Consider the following 16,764-nt stretch of genomic DNA (forward strand, 5'->3'; position numbering starts at 1 on the left):
GTGGCTGGTGGCGGTAGCTCCATGGTGCGCGCCGGGGGCCCGCTCCGGCACAGGAGTTGGGCCCGTTCGGGCCCACCTCGGTGCCCCGCTGCGCCGAAGGGACCAACGGCCCACTCGGGCGGGCCCGGCGACCCATGGCGAGCCCCCGGGGCTGGGGGAAGAGTGGTCAACGACTCCCGAGGCGGGCGACAGGGCCCGCGGGGATTCGAACAGGGAGGCACCGCCATGAATCGTCCCGTTCTCGCCGCCGTGGACGCGTCCGTCCGCAGCCGGGCCGCCGCTCAGTGGGCCGCGCAGGAGGCCGCCCGGCGGGGAGCGCCGCTGCGCCTGCTGCACGCCTGGCCGTACATGGGCCGGAAGGTCAACGACCTGGTCAAGATCGACGAGCTGGAGGTGGGCGCACAGAACATGCTGGGCGACCTCGCCCAGGAGCTCGCCGCCGCGTACCCGGGGGTGGCGGTCTCCTCCGAGCTGGTGCCGGACGCGGCGATCGACGGTCTGACGGCCGCCGCCGAGCAGGGCCAGCTGCTGGTGATCGGGACCCGGGGTCTGGGCGGGTTCCACGGGCTGCTGGTCGGTTCGGTGAGTCTGGGCGTGGCCGGCCGGTCGAAGACGCCGGTGGTACTGGTCCGCGAGGGCGGTCCCGCGCCGGAGTCGCCCGAGCCAGAGGTGACGGTCGGCTTCGACGCGCTCGAACCGGCGGACGCCGTCCTGGAGTTCGCGTTCGAGGAGGCGCAGCTGCGCGGTGCCCGGGTGCGGGTGGTGCACGGCTGGGAGCTGCCGCCGACCTACGGGTACGCGGGCTGGGTCCCGGTGGAGTCCGAGCGCCAGGAGCTCGGTGCGCTGGCCGTCGGCATGGTCGCGGACGCGGTCGCGCCGTGGCGGGAGAAGTACCCGCGCACCCTGGTGCTGGAGGACGTCCGGACCGGCGGCGGTGCGGCCGCGCTGGTGGAGGCGTCCGCGCAGTCGGACCTGGTGGTGGTGGGTCGCCGTACCCGCGCCCTCAACCTCGGCCCGAAGCTCGGCTCGGTCGCGCACGCGGTGATCCACCACGCGCAGGCCCCGGTGGCGGTCGTCCCGCACGACTGACGCCCCCTCAAGCCCCCGGTTCCTCCCCCGGACCGGGTCGCCAGGCCGCCCCGTCACCGCCCACCGCCTCCGGGTGGCGACGGGGCGGCCACATGGCTTCGGGCCCGTGCGCTGTCACACCCGGCGGGCAGGCTGACCGCCATGGACAACGACGAGTTCTGGCAGCTGATCGACTCCGCCCGGGCGGCGGCCACGCCCGAGGTCCCGTTCGAGCGGGCGCTGGTGGACGTTCTGGCCGCCCGCCCGGAGGCGGAGATCCTGCGTTTCGAGGTCTGCTTCGAGCGCCTGCATCACGCCCTGTACCGGTGGGACGTCTGGGCGGCGGCGTACCTGATCGGCGGCGGCTGCTCCGACGACTCCTTCATGGACTTCCGGGCCGGCGTGATCGCCGAGGGCCGCGCCTGGTACGAGAAGGTGCTGGCCGGGCCGGACGTGATCGCCGAACACCCGTCGGCGGCCGGTGAGAACCGCTTCGACGCGGAGGACGTGTTCTTCAACGAGGCCGTCAACTACGGTGCGTCGTACGCCTTCGAGCGCCGCACCGGCGACCGGGCCGCCTTCCACCGGGCCTACGAACGCCACCGCGCCGAGCAGGGCCTCAGCCGGGTACCCGCCACCGACCGGGACGCGGGCATGGGCGAGTCGTTCGACTTCGACGACGACGCCGAGATGCACCGCCGCCTGCCCCGCCTGGCCGCGCTCTATCTCGTCGACTGACCGGCCGCGCAGGGGATTTGACCATCCGTCAGCGGTCGAAGCGGAACGCCAGCAGCGTCGCGTCGTCCTCCGACAGCGGGCCGGACATGTCGCGGACCACGGCGTCCACCAGGTCCTGCAGGGTGGGCTCCGCGGCGTGCGCCTCGACGGCCGCGCGGAGGGCGGCGAGGCGCAGGTCGAGATCCTGGTCGCGGCGTTCGACCAGGCCGTCGGTGTAGAACAGCACCGTGTCGCCGGGCCGGACGTGCGTTTCGACGGCCCGGTAGGCGACCACCGGCAGCACGCCGAACGGCGGGCCGACCTCGGCGGGCAGCAGGCCGGCGCGGCCGTCGCGCAGCAGGACCGGCGGCGGGTGGCCGGCGCAGATCCAGCGCAGCAGGCGCCGGTCGGGGTAGTAGCGGGAGACGATCGCGGTGGCGGTGGATTCGTCGCTGTCGTCGCAGGCGATCCGGTTGAGCCAGCCGCCGAGGGACTCCACCAGGGCGCCGGTGAACGCCAGTCCGGCCAGCGCGTGCCGCAGCATGGACATCAGCGCGACCGCGTCCAGCCCGTGCCCACGGGCGTCCCCGACCGCCAACAGGGCACGCCCGTCGGGCAGTTGGCGGACCTTGAACCAGTCGCCGCCGACCGGACCCTCGGCCGGGCGGTAGGCGACGGCGGAGGTGACGCCGAGGCCGACCAGGGTCGCGGAGCGCGGCTGCAGCGCGTCCTGGAGGCGCTTGACCACGGTGTGCTCGGCGTCGGCGCGGCGGGCCTGGCGCTCGGTCTCCTCCTGCTGCTCGCGCAGTCGGCGCTGGCTCTCGTACAGCTCGGTGACGTCCTGCAGGACGGCCCGCAGGCCCTCGATCGGGCCGTTCTCCTCGCGGACCACCTCGGCCACCAGCCGGATCCGGCGGGGGCGGCCGACGCCGTACAGCTCGGTGAGCACGTCGATGTCGGCGCCGGTGGTGAGCAGCTGGTTCAGTGCGCGGTACAGCGCGGGGCGGGCGGTCTCGGTGACCCGGGACAGCAGCTGCGGGACGCTCAGCGTGACGGTGTCGGGGGTACGGCCGAGCAGCACGGCCAAGCCGGGCGAGATGTCGAGCCGCCCGTCGCGCAGGCTCCACTCGGCCCAGCCGACCCGGGCGATCCGCTGCGCGGCCCGGGCCACCTCCTCGGTCCGGTCGTCGGTCCACAGCAGCAGCAGGCGGCGGCCGAGCCGGTGCACGGTGAGCCGTTCCCGGCGGCTGCGGGCGGCGCCGTCCGGGCCCGCGCCGTCCCACCGCACCGGCAGGCCGCGCGCGGCGTGCCCGGTGCGCAGCACCTCCTCGACGGCCTCGGCGACCGGCTCCGTCCACAGCCCCGGGTACGCCTCCCGCAGCGAGACGCCGTGCCCGGTGGCGGCCTGCCCGGACAGCTGCTCCGGGTGGTGCGGGTGCCGGACGACGGCCTCGTTGGCGATCACCACCGCCAGGTCGAGCACGGCGCCGTCGGTGTCCCGGACGGGCTCGGCAAGTACGGCCGCCTGCGGCACGGCGTCCAGCAGGCGGTACAGGTCCTGCTCCGGCGGGCGGGCCAGGTCCGGATCCAGCGCGGCATCGGGGACGAGCGGTGGCGGCCCGGAGGCGAGCTCGGGCGAACGGCCCGGGTGCTCCTCGCGCAGCCGGCGGACGGTGCGGCGCAGCGCCTCGCCCCAGTCGGCCTGCCCGGCTCGCCCGTCCAACCCGCGCCCCTCTCCGCTCCGCGTTCCCTGCCACTGTTCCGGCCCGCAGCACCGCCCGACGACCGCACCGGCCCGGACGGGTGACCCCGCCACCCGGCCGGATCGACACTACGTCACCACCCGTCGGCGGGCCCGGGAACCAGCGGTTCCCACGGGGCGTTGTCGGCACGGAACGATCTTCGGTAAAAGTGGAGGATTCGCATGTCAACGGCCTTGGCCAAGGGAGCCAACGTTCCCGTGCTCCGGGACGGCAAGGGCTCTGCGACCGTCCTGGTCGGCCTCGGGTGGCAGGCCGCCGGCGAATACGACCTGGACGCGAACGCGCTGCTGTGCGACGCCGACGGGAAGGCGCTTTCCGACCAGCACTTCGTCTTCTTCAACAACCTCACCAGCCCCGACGGAGCCGTCACCCACCTCGGCGACCCGGGCGACGGCACCGACCGCGAGCGGCTGAGCGTCGACCTGAACGCGGTCGAGGAGCGGGTGCAGCGGATCGTCTTCACGGTGGCGATCTACCAGGCCGACGAGCGCCGCCAGGCCTTCGGCTCGGTACGCGGCGCGTACGTCCGCGTGGCGGACGCGGCGGGCGGCGGCGAGCTGGCCCGCCACGAGCTCGGCCCCGAACTGACCACCGAGACCGCCGTCGTCTTCGGCGAGCTCTACCGGCACGGCGGCGGCTGGAAGTTCCGCGCCATCGGCCAGGGTTACGCCTCCGGGCTGGCCGGCATCGCCACCGACTTCGGCGTCGCGGTCCTGGCCCCGGCACCGGCCGCTGCTCCGGCTGCTCCTGCGGTTCCGCCGATGCCTGCCGCCGCGCCTGCGCCGCTTCCCGTACCCACCGTGGCGGTGCCTGTTCCCGTCCTGCCCGAGACGACCTCCGGAGGCTCCCCGGTGACCTGCTTCTTCGACCCCGCGCACGGCCCCGGCAGCACGGCCGTCCTCTGGTCCCCGCAGTGGGGCGTCCCGCGCCAGATCCAGGCCTGCGGCGCCTGCGCCCAGCGCGTCCAGACCACCCCGCCGCCGTACTACACCGCCCCCGCCGCCGCCGGTTACCCGCAGCAGCAGGGCTACGCCCAGCCCGGCCACCCCCAGCAGGGCGGCTACCCGCCCGAGCAGCAGCAGGGCGGCCGCCGCTTCGGCACCGGCGCGCTGATCGGCGCGGGTGCGGCCGGCCTGGTCGGCGGCGCGCTGCTGGCCGAGGCGTTCGACGACGACAGCCCGGACGTGATCGTCAACAACTACTACGAGGACTGACCCCGTCCCGCCTGCGCCCCGGCCACTCACCCCGGCCGGGGCGCAGTCGCGTCCCCGCGCTTGGCCGGAGCGGTGCGCACAACATCGACAAATTGCTTTCCGGGCCGGGCGGGAAAGGGTGTATGAATCTTGCGCCCACACGAACCGTGGGCCGAGAACAAAGGGGGTTTCCGCCCTATGCAGAAGAACGTCTTCAAGCGCGCCACCGCCGCCCTGCTCGGCACCGCCGCCATCGCCCTCGCGGCACCCGTCGGCACCGCCGCGGCGACGCCACCGGCCTCGGAGAGCACGAACCTGCTGAGCGGTCAGAAGCTCGTGCCGGGGCAGAGCATGATCAGTGGCGAGTCCGAGCTGGTGATGCAGCAGGACGGCAACCTGGTGCTCTACCTGGACGGCGACAACGGCCACCGCGGCCCAGTGCTGTGGGCCAGTGGCACCTACGGCAACCCGGGCGCGTACGCCTACATGCAGCCCGACGGCAACCTCGTGATCTACCGCCAGGGCGGCGGCCCGGACTCCGGCGGCGCCCTGTGGAGCACCGGGACGTGGGGCCACCCGGGCTCGAACGCCGCTCTGCTGAACGGCTGGCTGGGAGTCTCCGGTGCGAACTTGTACTGGTACAGCCACACCGGACCCGGCCCCTTCGCCGGCACTCTGAAGGACACGCTCGGCCCGGATCGCACAACTCTGGCGTCCGGCACCTGGCTCGAGTCGAACTCGGTCTGGCTGATCATGCAGACCGACGGGAACCTGGTGCTCTACCGCAAGCGCGACGGCGCCGCGCTGTGGTCCACCGGAACCTACGGCCACCCGGAGACGGACGCGTTCCTCTCGGACAGGCCAAGCTACGGTGCCGTGTGGCTCTCCGACATCCACACCGGCACGACCTGGTCCCTTCCGGTCGCCGGCCAGGCCGGCAACTACGCGAAGCTGCAGGACGACGGCAACTTCGTCCTCTACAGCAGCGACGGCACCGCACGGTGGAGCACCGGCACCTGGGGCAACTGGTAACCGGAGCCTTGCGGCCCGAACCGGCCCGGAAGGCGAAAGGCGCATGGGGGCGGTGCGGACGACAGCGTCCCGAAGTATTGGGGAGTCGATCCGCACGCCCCTCCCCGGGTGCGGGCTTCGACCGCCGTCTGCCGACGCGCCGCGGCCCCGACGTCGGTGCTGCGCGGGCTCGTGATGGTGCACCGACCAGCACCTGCGGTGCGGAGACGCCGGTGGCCCCGGGCGGGTGGCCACGGCATCCCCGTTCCGTGTCAGGAAGGGCGGCCGTGTTGCCCGTTCACCCGCTCCCCCGTCCCAGCGGTGCCCCGGCTCCCGACCGGCCGGATCCGGGCGGCCCGCTGCCCGGGCCGACGCTCGCGCAGGTCGCGGCGTACGCGGGGGTCTCCAGTGCCACCGCGTCCTGGGTACTGAACCGGTCGGCGCCGGTCCCGGCGCAGGTCGCCGCGCGGGTCGAGTCCGCCGCCCGCGAGCTGCAGTACGTCCGCCGCCGGGCGCCCGCCGCGAGCGCCCGGGACACCGGCGCGATCGCCGTGGTCGCGTTCGCGGACCTGCTGCGATTCCATGCCGACCCGTTCCCGGTGCGGCTCCTCGCAGGGGCGCAACGCGTCGCGCCCGAGCGGGAGTTGGCGGTCCTCACGGCCGGGCCGGGGCAGGACAGGTCGTCGCTGGTGCGGTACCTGTCGGCGGGCAGGTGGACGGGGTGCTGCTGGTCGGGCGGTGGGGGGATCCCGCGCTGCCCTGGCTGTTGCAGGCGGCGGGCGTGCCGGTGATCGCACTGAGCGGCCGCCGCAGTCGCAGCGCCTGGCACACGTGGACGCCGACAACCTGCGCGGGGCCCACGCCGCCGTCCGTCTGCTGCACCTGGCCGGACGCCGACGGATCGCCACCATCGCGGGGCCACCCGACACCGCCGCCGGCGCGGACCGCCCGGCCGGTTACCGCCACGCCCTGCTCGACCAGGGCGACCCGGCCCGCTGCGCCGTCGCGTACGGCGATTTCGGATCCTGCTCCGGCAAGCACGCGATGCTCCGGCCGCTCGGTCAATTCCCGGACGTAGACGCCGTGTTCGCCACCTCCGATGCGATGGCCGTGGGCGCCCTGCGCGCGCTGCACCGGCTGGGGCGGCGCGTCCCGGACGACGTCGGCCTGGTCGGCTTCGACGACTCCCCCCGCCACCGCCACCGCCCGCCCCGGCCCGACCACCGTCCGCCGGCCCGTCGAGGACCTCGGCGCCCGGGCCGTCGAACTCCTCCGCGACCCGTCCCCGTCCCGCTCCGTCGTGCTGCCCACCCACCTGGTGGTCCGCCATTCCTGCTGAACTCCCTTACTCTGCAGCGGCGTTGCCTGCACCCCGACCGAGCTTCGGGCAACGCCGCCGGGCGGCCGACCGTACTCAGCCCTGAGCCCCGAGGAGACACGCGAACCGAGCGGCCGCGCCCATGAAGTCCTGCAGCAGGACGGTGCGGCCCCGTGGGCGCCCTGCGCGGCAGCCTGACCGGCCACCTGGGCGAGCGGCTCGCGGACGCCGTGCCCCATGGTGGAGGCGAAGGCCGCAGCCCCGACGAGGGCAGGCGGGCATCGGCCGACCCGGAGCGCCTCGAACCACCGGGTACCGCCGCATCTCACACCTGGCGGCCCGCCGTGACCCGCACGAAGGACCCCGCCACCTCCTCCCGGCCCAGGCCACGCACCTGCGATCATGGGCGGCCGGACCAAGTGCACGCAGAGAACAAGTGCACGCAGAGAAGACGGGGGTGGAGATGAGCGAGACCTGGCGGGGGCTCCAGCCGTTGCGGGTGGCGCCCGGGTGGGTGATCGACATGAACAGCCTTTACGCCGTGGACCCGTCACCGGAGACCATGGAGTGGTTCTACGGATCCGTGCTGGTGAGCGGCCACCTGGTGCGCGACGGGCTGTGCTTCGACGTGCGCTGGGAGCCGGAGGGGGATCCCGAGGGGCGCTACGAGGTCGACTTCCTCGTCCTCGCCGGGTTCAAGCGGAAGGGGGTCCCGGCCGGAGTGCACACCTACCTCGGCAGTTGGACCACCCGGAGCCGGCCCGAACTCGTCACGGCCCTGGAGGAGTTCATGTTCACCCGGAAGCCGCCCGCCGACCTCACGCCGCCCCCGCCGGACACCGCAAGCACCAACTGATCAACCCCGGCGAGGCCGGTCAGCCGCAGGCTTAGCCGAGCAGCCACAGAGGCCGGTCAGCCGTCGGCACTTTGATCGATCGGTCGGCTTCCAGTGACCCAGATCGGTCGAGATGGAACGTCAGAACGAACCAGCGATGTCCTTGAGCAGGCGCAGGACTTTACGCCAGCGGGGAGCGGTGGCGCGCCAGTGCTTCTCGGCTTCCACACTGGCCCGGGTGACGGCCACCTCCCCGTCGGTGGTACAGACCGGGTCGATGCGGCGGATGTTGGCCATCAGAGAGTTGAGGTGGAACTCCCCGATCCCCAGACAGGAAGCTGCTTCCTCCCGGGTCATCCACTCACCGCCCTGCGGGAGTTGGCGATAGCCGAACGGTATCTGCGGGAGGCCGTCTATCCAGGTCTTCACGCAGGCATTGTCCTCGATGGCGCACGGGGCCGACGCCCGGCCGGCCGCAACTCTCACGCAGGTCGAGATCGAGTGACAGAGACCCTGCATCGGTCAAGATCACTCGACAAACAGTCAAGATCACCTGTCAAGGGACATTCGCGCCTGCCAGTCCTCCGCCGAGGTGCCCGGCACGGACACTTCGGGCAGCGCACCCATCAGGTCGGGGTCGAAGAACTCCTGGACGTCGTCCCACCGCAGATCCGGTATCCCGCGCATCCCGCGCATCCCGCCATGCTGCCCGACGGTGGCGAATGTCGTGAACTCCCGCCCACTCATACTGTCCTGACTGTCTATAGTGTCCATGAACAGTATGAGACGAGGCGAAGGGGGCCGCCACCATGCGCGTGGTGTTGTCGAACAGTTCCGGGGTTCCGCTGTATCAGCAGATCAAGGACCAGATCGGCCTCGCCGTACTGTCGGGGGAGCTCACCGAGGGCACCGCGCTGCCGTCCGTCCGCGCGCTGGCGCGCGACTTGCGGATAAGCATCATCACCACCGGCCGGGCCTACGCGGAGCTGTCGGCGGACGGGTTCATCACCACCGTCCCCGGCAAGGGCGCGTTCGTGCTGCCGCTGGATTCGGCGCTGGTGCGGGAGCAGTTGCTGCGGCAGGTGGAGGACGGGTTGCAGGCGGCGCTGGACGCGGCGGGGCGGGCGGGGCTCGGACGGGAGGACCTGATCCGGATGCTGGACGGGCTGATCGAGGCCGGGCCGGAGCCCGCGCACGAAGGGGCGAGGGAGGCGGCCGGTGCCCAGTGAACTCGCCTTCGCCCTGCGCGGCGTGAACGCCGCCACCGGCCCCGGCTTCGCGCTGCGCGACGTGAGTTTCGAGCTGCCGACGGGGTACGTGATGGGGCTGATCGGCGCGAACGGCGCCGGCAAGACCACCACCATCCGCTGCCTGCTGGGCATGCGCGGGATCGACAGCGGCGAGATCGAGCTGCTCGGCCAACGAGTGCCGGGGCCGGTCGAGTTGCGGCAGGACGTCGGGGTGGTGCTCGACCACTCCTACCTGGTGGGCGAGTGGCGGCTCGCCGAGGTCGAGCGCACGCTGCGCCCGTTCTACAACCGCTGGGACGGCGACCGGTGGCGGCGCTTACTCGACGAGTTCGGCCTCGATCTGCGGGCACGGGTCAAGGACCTGTCGCGCGGCATGTCGATGAAGCTGATGATCGCGGTCGCACTGTCGCACCGGGCGCGGCTGCTGGTGCTGGACGAGCCGACCAGCGGGCTGGATCCGGTGGCCCGGGACGAACTGGTCGGCATCATCGGAGAGTTTCTGCTCGACGAAGGACACAGTGTGCTCTTCTCCACGCACATCACGACCGATCTTGACCGGATCGGCGACCATGTGACGATCATTCACGGCGGCCAGATCATCCGTGCAGGGACTAAAGACGAGATCCTGGACGCCTACCGGGTGGTGCGCGGCGGGCCGGACGACCTGACCGGCCTGATCGGCGTCGAACTGATCGGCGCCCGCCGGACGGCGACCGGCGCCGAGGCGCTGGTGCACACCGAGGAGGCCGACCTGCTCGGCCGCGACGTGCTGGTCGAGGCACCCACCCTGGAGCAGATCGCCGTCCACATCGGCGCCCCGGCGAGGACCGGCGGGGTGACGCGATGACCGCCGTGGCCCGAGTGGCCGTGCTGCACCTGCGCACGGTCGCCCCGTACCGGACCCAGGGGCTGCTGGTGTTCGGCGTGATGGTGCTGGTGCTGGCCCGCGAACCGGTCCGGCTGTTGCCGGTCTTGGCCATCCTGCTGGCACCGCTGATCGCCGTGCACCCGTTCGTGGTGGCCGACCGGTCGGGCCTGGAGACGCTGTACGCGGTGCTGCCGGTACCGCGCCGCACCGTGCTGCTGGGGCACTACGTCTGGGCGCTGGCCGGGTTCGTCGCCACCCTCGGCGCGGGCACGGCGGCGGCCCTGCTGCTCGCCCGTGTGGAGGACGCACCGCTCGCCACGCGCGACGTGCTGATGGTGCTGACGCTGTGCTGGGCGCTGTTCGCCGTCAACATCGCGATCCAGTTCCCGCTGCTGATCCGCTTCGGCTACGCCCGGGTCAGCGTGCTGGGCACCACACTGCCGCTGGTCCTGGTGATGCTGGCCGTGGTCCGGCTGCACCTGACGCTCGAAACCGTCCGCCCCTGGCTCCCCCTCCTCTGGCCGGCCGGCCTCGCCGCCGTCGCTCTCTCCGCGCTGGTGGCCGCCCGCCTGCCCGAGCCCCGGCCCCGGCCCCGGCCCCGACGAGTGCCGAACGACCCCGCGCCACCGGCTGACGGGTGAGCGGAGGCGCCCAACTCATCGTTTTTGGTAGTCAGTTGGCGGCCGGGCGCCAGCCGAGGAGTGGGCCGAGGCGGGTGGCGAGGTCGGTGAGGATCTGGGTGTAGTCCTCGGGCTCGAAGGTGAACGGGAGCGCGAACGCCACCTCGTCCACCTCGCGGAACGCGGCGTGCGCGTACAGGAGTTCGGCGAGCTGTTCGGAGGCGCCGACCAGGTCGGGGGCGAACAGCAGCCGGGCGGGGCCCTGCGGGGTGAGGGTGCGGGCGTGTCGGGACGCCGCGTACGCGCGGTACTTGGCGCGTTGGGCGGGGGTGGCGCTGTCGGTGGGAATCACCACCAGGCCCTGCGAGACCCGGGCCCGTTCGCCGTCGGGGTGTGCGGCCCGGAAGGCGCGGATCTGGGCGAGTTGGTTGCCGGTGAACCCCTCGCCGCCCTCGGCCCGCACCACGCTGCTGGTGAGCAGGTGGAGTCCGTGCTGCCCGGCCCAGCGGGCGGAGCGCAGGCTGCCACCGCCGTACCAGACCCGCCCGGCCAGGCCGGGGACGTGCGGCTGGACCCGTTCCGAGTACGACTCGGTGCCCTCGGTACCGCGGAACGCACTGGCCGCGTCGCCGCGCAGCAGGCCGAGCAGCCGTTCGACCCGGCCGTAGCCGAAGTCCTCCCGCTCGGCGGAGTCGGGGTACAGCGCGTCCTTCACGTCCTCGTAGTGCGCGGGGACGCCGACGCTGACACCGGGGTTGAGCCGTCCCCCGGACAGCACATCGACGGTCGCCAGGTCCTCGGCGTACCGCAGCGGGTTCTCCCAGCCGAGCGGGGTGACGGCGGTGCCTAGGACGATCCGGCGGGTGCGCTGGGTGGCGGCGGCGAGCACGGTGAGCGGCGAGGAGATGCCGTACTGGAGGTGCCGGTGGCGCAACCAGGCGCTGTCGAAGCCGAGTTGCTCGCCACGTTCGATCAGCCGCAGGGTGGCTTCGTGGCCCTCGGCGGGCCGGAGCTCGCCGAACAGTCCGATGGTCAGAAAACCCAGCGAACGCAGTGGCCGGTCGGGGGTGGGCACCGGGGTTCCTCCTCGCACGGGCGACGGCCCCGCACGGCCGCCCGTCCCGCTCCCGCCACGCTCACACAGCGGGAGCGGAGCGATCAACGGACGGCGGGTGATTGTGACGCGACGTCACCCCGCCGCAATGGCGCGCAATCCTCCCGCCGTCCCGCCGACCATCCCGTCGTCCCGCCGACCCCACGCACCCGCAATGCCGTCACCGGACCGCCGACCGACCGACCCGCGCTCCGTCCGCAACGCACAGGTCGGTTGGGCGATCGGCGCAGCTGATCTCAGCCCCGGTACGTCTCCAGCAGGCGCAGCCAGACCTCGCTGATCGTTGGGTAGGCGGGGACGGCGTGCCAGAGGCGGGAGAGCGGGACTTCGCCGGCGATGGCGACGGTCGCGGAGTGCAGGAGTTCGGCGACGCCAGGGCCGACGAAGGTGACGCCGACCAGGGTTTCCTTGTCGAGGTCGACGACGGCGCGGGCGCGGCCCGGGTAGCCGTCGGCGTAGAGCGAGGCGCCGGCCACGTTGCCGAGGTCGTAGTCGACGGCGCGCACGCGCAGGCCCGCGTCCTCGGCCTGGCGCCGGCTGAGGCCGACGGCGGCGACCTCGGGGTCGGTGAAGACGACCTGCGGGACGGCGGCGTGGTCGGCGGTGGCGACGCTGCGGCCCCAGGGGGTGAGGTCGAGGGGGCGGTCGGCGGCGCGGTCGGCGATCACCTGCCCGAAGACCCGGCCCTGGTACTTGCCCTGATGGGTGAGCAGGGCACGGTGGTTGACGTCGCCGGCGGCGTACAGCCAGCCGCCGGGGACGTCGGTGGCGAGGCCGGTGTCGTCGGTGGTGATCCAGTCGCCGGGGGTGAGGCCGACGGTGTCCAGGCCGAGGTCGGCGGTGTTGGGGACGCGTCCGGTGGCGAACAGGGCTTCGTCGGCGGGCAGTCGGGTGCCGTCGGAGAGGTCAAGGGTGACTGTGCCGTCCTCGGCGCGGTGCACGGCGGTGGTGGAGACGCCGAGCCGGACGTCCACTCCGGCTGCCCGCAGGCCGTCCGCGACCAGCTGTCCGGCGAAGTCCTCGGTGCGGTCGAGCAGCCTGTCGCCGCGTACCAGCAGGGTGACCTCGCTGCCCAACGCCCGCCAGGCGGTGGCCATTTCGACCGCGACGACGCCGCCGCCGACCACCGCGAGCCGCCCTGGGACGCTGCTCGCGGAGGTCGCTTCCCGGCTGGTCCACACCTTGGCCTCGGCAAGGCCGGGCAGCGGGGGCAGGGCGGCCCGGGTGCCGGTGCACACGGCGACGGCGTGCCGTGCGGTGAGGGTGCGCGAACCGCCGTCGGAGGTCTGGACGGTGACCCGCCGTTCGCCGTCGAGCCGCCCGTGGCCGCGGACCAGCTCGATGCCGACGGAGGCCAGCCAGCCGGCCTGCCCGTCGTCCTTCCAGTGCGAGGCGAACTCGTCCCGCCGCTTCAGCACCGCCCCCGCGTCGAGTTGCCCGCCGACGGCTTCCCGCGTCCCGGCCAGCCGCCGGGCGTCGGCGAGCGCGGCAACGGGCCGCAGCAGCGCCTTGCTGGGCATGCACGCCCAGTACGAGCATTCCCCGCCGACGAGTTCACTCTCCACGATCGCCACGCTCAGCCCACCGGCCCGCGCCCGATCCGCCAGGTTCTCCCCCGTCGGCCCCGCCCCGAGCACCACCAGGTCGTAGCTGTCGCCGTCAGCACCCATCAGCAGCCGCCCTCCCGCATCCGTCGTCCGTGTCGCATGGTCGGGGACGCCCGGTGGCGCCCCCGTCAGCCCATTCGTACACCACGGGCCTTTCAGGGGGGTGCCAACGTGGCCAAGTGACCTATCGCGGCGTCGTCCTCGGCTCGCTCGGCCGACCGCTGGCGGGGTCCAGGGTGAAGACCGCGATCTCCCTCTCCGACGTCACGGTGATCTGGTTCGGCCCGGACCATTCGGCGCCCTTGAACCAGCCGCGCTTGTCGCGCTCGCTCCACACCCCCAGATCCCAGTGCCGGGCGGACCAGCCGCTGCCGGTCAGCACCTGCACCTCGTAGACCGGGTCGATCGACGCGGTGATGTCGGTCACGGCCAGCACCCGGCCCGAATGCTCCGGATCGGGCTCCCGGACGACGTTCCGCCCCTCCCCGCTGAAGACGAACGCCACCAACGCGAGCGGCACCCCGACAAAGATGAGCGCCACCAACCCGATCGCGCAGCCGACTTGGGACACCCAGGTGCGGAATTCCAGTTCGACCACCAGCGAGATCACGACCAGCACGACCGCGACCCCGATCAGCGGCACCGGGTGGTTGAGCCAGTGCTCGACCTCCACCAGCCCACCCGAGGAGGAGGCTTGGAGCCCCGGAAGGTACGCCACAGCCGACACCAACGCCAGACCCCTCAGCCCCCACGCGATCTGTCTGCGCCGCGCCGCCGTCATCCGTCCCCCTGGTGATCGTTTTGGCGGACTGTACTACGGGTCGGCCCCACGGCGGCGGGCGGCCCAAGGCGGCGGTGCGGGCCCATGGCGACGGGTCGGCCCCACGGCGGCGGGGCGGCCCCACGGCGGCGGGTTGGGCCCGGTGTGGCTTCGCGGCGCCCGGGAGGGGCGAGTTGACGGGGGCGCCCCCTGGCCCCGGGCGAGCCTCCGGACGATCAGGCCCGGAAGTGATGGCCGTTGAGCAAGGCGCTGCCGAGCGGAGTGAGCGCGTGCAGGACGGCGCTGCCGCGTCTGGTGGTGGTGATCAGGTCGGCCTTGCGCAGGACGGAGGCGTGCTCGCTCGCGGTGGGCAGCGACGCGCAAATGCGCTCGGCGAGCTTCCCGGTGGTGCACGGGCCTTCGCTGATGGCGTGCAGGACCTGGGCCCGGGTGCGGCCCAGAAGCGCGGACAACGCGCTGTCGATGCCGTGCCGGGCCGTCGCCAGCAGCGTGGCGGCGTCGGACACGCCGCGCATGACGGGGAGGAAGAGCAGGACAGGCGCCTGTTCGTCGAGCGCGTCCGTGTAGGTGATCGGCCTGGTCTGGCAGAACGCGGACGGGGCCAGTAACAGGCCCCGCCCCTTCAGGTTGACGGTACCCGTGACAGCACCCCTGCCGATCTCCAGCGTCGGCGGTTTCCAGCGGAACTCCGGCGGCAGTCCGGCAAGCATCGCCTCGGGTCCGTCCTGGGCGAGCCTGAGGGCATGGGTGGTCTGCTCGGCCCGCAGACGGGACAGGATCCGCTGCCAGTGCGGGGCCACGGCGATGCGGTGGACGTCGCGGAGCAACACCAGTAGCTCCTCGCGGTCCCCCCGGTCGTGCGCGATGTCGCCCCACGTCACACCCGCCCAGGGAGCCGTGCAGCGTGAGTAGCGGGCCCGGGACTCGACGGCCCCCTCGAGTTCGGCACGCAACAGCTCCGCCGGAGCCGCACGCAGCGCCTCGATCCCCTCCTCGACGGAAGATGCGGCGCCGGTGACGGTGAACAGGTCCACGACGGTTTCCCGGAAGAGGGACGAGGCCGGATGGACGAGGGAGGAGGAGCGGGCGTGGACCTCCTGTCGCCATGCGCCGAACATCGCCCGGCTGCCCGGCTGGTGCAGAGTCGTCAGCGCGAGGAACGTCTCGCCGAGCGGGCCCCAGGTCGCCGCTATCCGCGTCCTGGCGAGGTCCTGCGGGGTGAACGTGATGCGTAGCACGTGAGCTCTCCCGGGTTCGGTTCGGACGCCCACCTTCCCGGGGCCCATCGTCCCCGGTCGCCCGCGAATGCTTCAAGTAGGCCTCCTCACAGGGCATTTCGGCGACGCCCGAAAGGGCTGGGACGGCGCCCGCCGGCACCCTCAGGATGGATTCCGAGGGCGGCGGGCCGGGGGGCCACGAGACACCGGTGGTTCCCCCGGGGGAGGCCCGGCCGCCCGAAACCGAGAAACCACCTATGGAGGCTTTCATGCGTATTCGTCGTGCTCTCGCCGCCACCGCTGTCGGCGCCGCGCTCGCTCTGGGCGCCGCGGCCGCACCTGCCATGGCGGCCACGCCCGCCCCCGCCTCGCCGGGGTCCGCCGTCCAGGTCGTGTACACCTGGCAGTACACCGGCGAGTACTACTCGGCCAAGGCGACCTGCGACGCCCGCGCCTCGTACTTCCTGAAGGCGTCCAACGTGAAGTACTACCGGTGCGTCCTCGTGAACGGCCTCTGGGCCGGCCAGGTCTACGCCTACTGATCGAACGCAGGGCGTGCCCGGTGGCGGTCGGGCCTACCGCGAAGGCCTCGCCACCGGGCGCCTCCCGCAGCGTGGGGAGTTCGCGTCCTTCTCGCCCGAACTGGAGGAGGACGCGCCGACGCCCCGGCTCTGCGCGCCCCAGGTGCACCCGGCCCCGGCCGAGTCCGCCGACTGCTGCTCGCCGGCATCGAACCGGACCTCGCCAGGTGCCCGTCAGGCCGGTGCCGGGGTCGCGACGACAGGCGCGCCGTCGAGTCGGCCGGTGCGGGCGAGGTGGTGGAGGGCGAGGGCGCAGAGCAGGCCGGTCGCGGCGAGGGTCAGCCAGGGGACGAACAGGGTGCCGTACCGGACGGAGTGGTCCCATCCGCCGGGCTGGTCAACGGCCTACTGCTACCCTCATCCACCTGTCCCCGCCAGGGCTCCCGAACGCCCGCCGGGACCGCCTCGGATCCGTGCGCGGGGCCGCCCTTCCCCAACGCCCCGGAGGAGACCCCCATGACCAAGCCGCCCGTCCTCCCCCCGCTCAACCACACCAGCGCCACGGGCGGCCGCTTCGGCCAGCTCAACGGCTGGCAGCTCGCCCTCACCCTCCTCCCCCTCGCCCTCCTTTTCGCCGGCGGCGCGATCGGCGGAGTCATCGGCGCACTCGCCGCACTCGGCAACGCCGCGATCGCCAAGAAGAACCTGTCCACGCCGGTCAAGGCCCTGAGCATGATCGGTGTCGTCCTCGCCAGCGGCGTCGTCTTCCTGGTGGCGGCCGCGCTGATAGCCGCCGCGCTCGGCAAGTGAGGGCCGGTCAGGCTGCCTGACGAGCCGAGGAGCCTCGAACGGGTGGCCTCGCCCCTCGCGACTGCCACCCG

Annotated in this window: 19 protein-coding genes; 12 read left to right on the forward strand and 7 right to left on the reverse strand. The window is 73.1% G+C overall.

Annotated features, from left to right (window positions below):
- The first annotated feature begins 225 nt into the window (after positions 1-225).
- A complete protein-coding gene (locus ACZ6R9_RS16730) occupies positions 226-1,089 on the forward strand; it encodes a universal stress protein (RefSeq protein ID WP_465538679.1) in 864 nt (287 codons plus the stop codon).
- A 141-nt stretch (positions 1,090-1,230) separates the two neighbouring features.
- A complete protein-coding gene (locus tag ACZ6R9_RS16735) occupies positions 1,231-1,806 on the forward strand; it encodes a DUF4240 domain-containing protein (protein ID WP_465538680.1) in 576 nt (191 codons plus the stop codon).
- Between the two features lie 28 nt (positions 1,807-1,834).
- Here the strand turns inward: ACZ6R9_RS16735 and ACZ6R9_RS16740 are convergent, their stop codons facing one another.
- Complete coding sequence (locus tag ACZ6R9_RS16740; protein WP_465538681.1) at positions 1,835-3,508, reverse strand: PP2C family protein-serine/threonine phosphatase; 1,674 nt, start codon at positions 3,506-3,508, stop codon at positions 1,835-1,837.
- 201 nt (positions 3,509-3,709) lie between these two features.
- Between ACZ6R9_RS16740 and ACZ6R9_RS16745 the strand changes: the two genes are divergently transcribed.
- The 5 genes from ACZ6R9_RS16745 to ACZ6R9_RS16765 all read left to right on the forward strand — a co-directional run bounded on the left by ACZ6R9_RS16745 (position 3,710) and on the right by ACZ6R9_RS16765 (position 7,926).
- Positions 3,710-4,762, forward strand: a complete 1,053-nt coding sequence (locus tag ACZ6R9_RS16745; protein WP_465538682.1) for a TerD family protein — start codon at positions 3,710-3,712, stop codon at positions 4,760-4,762.
- Between the two features lie 177 nt (positions 4,763-4,939).
- Entirely contained in the window at positions 4,940-5,773 is an 834-nt protein-coding gene (locus ACZ6R9_RS16750; RefSeq protein WP_465538683.1) for a hypothetical protein, read from the forward strand.
- A 266-nt stretch (positions 5,774-6,039) separates the two neighbouring features.
- Positions 6,040-6,543 carry a LacI family DNA-binding transcriptional regulator gene (locus ACZ6R9_RS16755; RefSeq protein WP_465538684.1) on the forward strand — a complete coding sequence of 168 codons (504 nt, stop codon included), beginning with the start codon at positions 6,040-6,042 and terminating at the stop codon, positions 6,541-6,543.
- 40 nt (positions 6,544-6,583) lie between these two features.
- Positions 6,584-7,216: a substrate-binding domain-containing protein gene (locus tag ACZ6R9_RS16760; RefSeq protein WP_465538685.1), complete on the forward strand. Its 633-nt coding sequence runs from the start codon at positions 6,584-6,586 to the stop codon at positions 7,214-7,216.
- 317 nt (positions 7,217-7,533) lie between these two features.
- Positions 7,534-7,926 carry a hypothetical protein gene (locus ACZ6R9_RS16765; protein WP_380480969.1) on the forward strand — a complete coding sequence of 131 codons (393 nt, stop codon included), beginning with the start codon at positions 7,534-7,536 and terminating at the stop codon, positions 7,924-7,926.
- Between the two features lie 120 nt (positions 7,927-8,046).
- Here the strand turns inward: ACZ6R9_RS16765 and ACZ6R9_RS16770 are convergent, their stop codons facing one another.
- Complete coding sequence (locus tag ACZ6R9_RS16770; RefSeq protein WP_465538686.1) at positions 8,047-8,334, reverse strand: DNA-binding protein; 288 nt, start codon at positions 8,332-8,334, stop codon at positions 8,047-8,049.
- A gap of 120 nt (positions 8,335-8,454) precedes the next feature.
- Entirely contained in the window at positions 8,455-8,601 is a 147-nt protein-coding gene (locus ACZ6R9_RS16775) for a hypothetical protein (protein ID WP_465538687.1), read from the reverse strand.
- A gap of 122 nt (positions 8,602-8,723) precedes the next feature.
- On the opposite strand from ACZ6R9_RS16775, the gene ACZ6R9_RS16780 reads away from it, so the two are divergent.
- Genes ACZ6R9_RS16780 through ACZ6R9_RS16790 form a run of 3 tightly spaced genes read left to right on the forward strand, consistent with a single transcriptional unit; the run spans position 8,724 to position 10,664 of the window.
- Positions 8,724-9,134, forward strand: coding sequence for a GntR family transcriptional regulator (locus ACZ6R9_RS16780; RefSeq protein WP_465538688.1), 411 nt, complete (start codon positions 8,724-8,726; stop codon positions 9,132-9,134).
- On the forward strand, positions 9,124-10,002 hold the full coding sequence (locus ACZ6R9_RS16785) for an ABC transporter ATP-binding protein (RefSeq protein ID WP_380480593.1): 879 nt from the start codon (positions 9,124-9,126) through the stop codon (positions 10,000-10,002). The genes ACZ6R9_RS16780 and ACZ6R9_RS16785 overlap by 11 nt, the downstream gene beginning before the upstream one ends.
- Complete coding sequence (locus ACZ6R9_RS16790; protein WP_465538689.1) at positions 9,999-10,664, forward strand: ABC-2 transporter permease; 666 nt, start codon at positions 9,999-10,001, stop codon at positions 10,662-10,664. The genes ACZ6R9_RS16785 and ACZ6R9_RS16790 overlap by 4 nt, the downstream gene beginning before the upstream one ends.
- A gap of 31 nt (positions 10,665-10,695) precedes the next feature.
- Here the strand turns inward: ACZ6R9_RS16790 and ACZ6R9_RS16795 are convergent, their stop codons facing one another.
- From ACZ6R9_RS16795 to ACZ6R9_RS16810, 4 genes are all read right to left on the reverse strand, one after another.
- Positions 10,696-11,718 (reverse strand): LLM class flavin-dependent oxidoreductase, encoded by a 1,023-nt coding sequence (locus ACZ6R9_RS16795; protein WP_465538690.1) that lies wholly within the window; start codon positions 11,716-11,718, stop codon positions 10,696-10,698.
- A 275-nt stretch (positions 11,719-11,993) separates the two neighbouring features.
- Positions 11,994-13,427: a dihydrolipoyl dehydrogenase family protein gene (locus tag ACZ6R9_RS16800; RefSeq protein ID WP_380480590.1), complete on the reverse strand. Its 1,434-nt coding sequence runs from the start codon at positions 13,425-13,427 to the stop codon at positions 11,994-11,996.
- A 121-nt stretch (positions 13,428-13,548) separates the two neighbouring features.
- Complete coding sequence (locus ACZ6R9_RS16805) at positions 13,549-14,145, reverse strand: hypothetical protein (protein ID WP_465538691.1); 597 nt, start codon at positions 14,143-14,145, stop codon at positions 13,549-13,551.
- A gap of 215 nt (positions 14,146-14,360) precedes the next feature.
- A complete protein-coding gene (locus tag ACZ6R9_RS16810) occupies positions 14,361-15,383 on the reverse strand; it encodes an ArsR/SmtB family transcription factor (protein ID WP_465538692.1) in 1,023 nt (340 codons plus the stop codon).
- A gap of 248 nt (positions 15,384-15,631) precedes the next feature.
- Between ACZ6R9_RS16810 and ACZ6R9_RS16815 the strand changes: the two genes are divergently transcribed.
- On the forward strand, positions 15,632-15,904 hold the full coding sequence (locus ACZ6R9_RS16815; protein WP_465538693.1) for a hypothetical protein: 273 nt from the start codon (positions 15,632-15,634) through the stop codon (positions 15,902-15,904).
- Between the two features lie 495 nt (positions 15,905-16,399).
- Positions 16,400-16,693 (forward strand): hypothetical protein, encoded by a 294-nt coding sequence (locus ACZ6R9_RS16820; protein WP_465538694.1) that lies wholly within the window; start codon positions 16,400-16,402, stop codon positions 16,691-16,693.
- Positions 16,694-16,764: the final 71 nt, after the last annotated feature.

This window comes from Kitasatospora sp. NPDC048662 (assembly GCF_055587065.1).

Bases quoted from the DNA above. Each gene is read 5' to 3' on its own strand.
- ACZ6R9_RS16730 (WP_465538679.1), top strand. From the start codon at position 226: ATGAATCGTCCCGTTCTCGCCGCCGTGGACGCGTCCGTCCGCAGCCGG.
- ACZ6R9_RS16735 (WP_465538680.1), top strand. From the start codon at position 1,231: ATGGACAACGACGAGTTCTGGCAGCTGATCGACTCCGCCCGGGCGGCG.
- ACZ6R9_RS16745 (WP_465538682.1), top strand. From the start codon at position 3,710: ATGTCAACGGCCTTGGCCAAGGGAGCCAACGTTCCCGTGCTCCGGGAC.
- ACZ6R9_RS16750 (WP_465538683.1), top strand. From the start codon at position 4,940: ATGCAGAAGAACGTCTTCAAGCGCGCCACCGCCGCCCTGCTCGGCACC.
- ACZ6R9_RS16765 (WP_380480969.1), top strand. From the start codon at position 7,534: ATGAGCGAGACCTGGCGGGGGCTCCAGCCGTTGCGGGTGGCGCCCGGG.
- ACZ6R9_RS16775 (WP_465538687.1), bottom strand. From the start codon at position 8,601: ATGCGCGGGATGCGCGGGATACCGGATCTGCGGTGGGACGACGTCCAG.
- ACZ6R9_RS16790 (WP_465538689.1), top strand. From the start codon at position 9,999: ATGACCGCCGTGGCCCGAGTGGCCGTGCTGCACCTGCGCACGGTCGCC.
- ACZ6R9_RS16800 (WP_380480590.1), bottom strand. From the start codon at position 13,427: ATGGGTGCTGACGGCGACAGCTACGACCTGGTGGTGCTCGGGGCGGGG.
- ACZ6R9_RS16805 (WP_465538691.1), bottom strand. From the start codon at position 14,145: ATGACGGCGGCGCGGCGCAGACAGATCGCGTGGGGGCTGAGGGGTCTG.
- ACZ6R9_RS16815 (WP_465538693.1), top strand. From the start codon at position 15,632: ATGCGTATTCGTCGTGCTCTCGCCGCCACCGCTGTCGGCGCCGCGCTC.
- ACZ6R9_RS16820 (WP_465538694.1), top strand. From the start codon at position 16,400: ATGACCAAGCCGCCCGTCCTCCCCCCGCTCAACCACACCAGCGCCACG.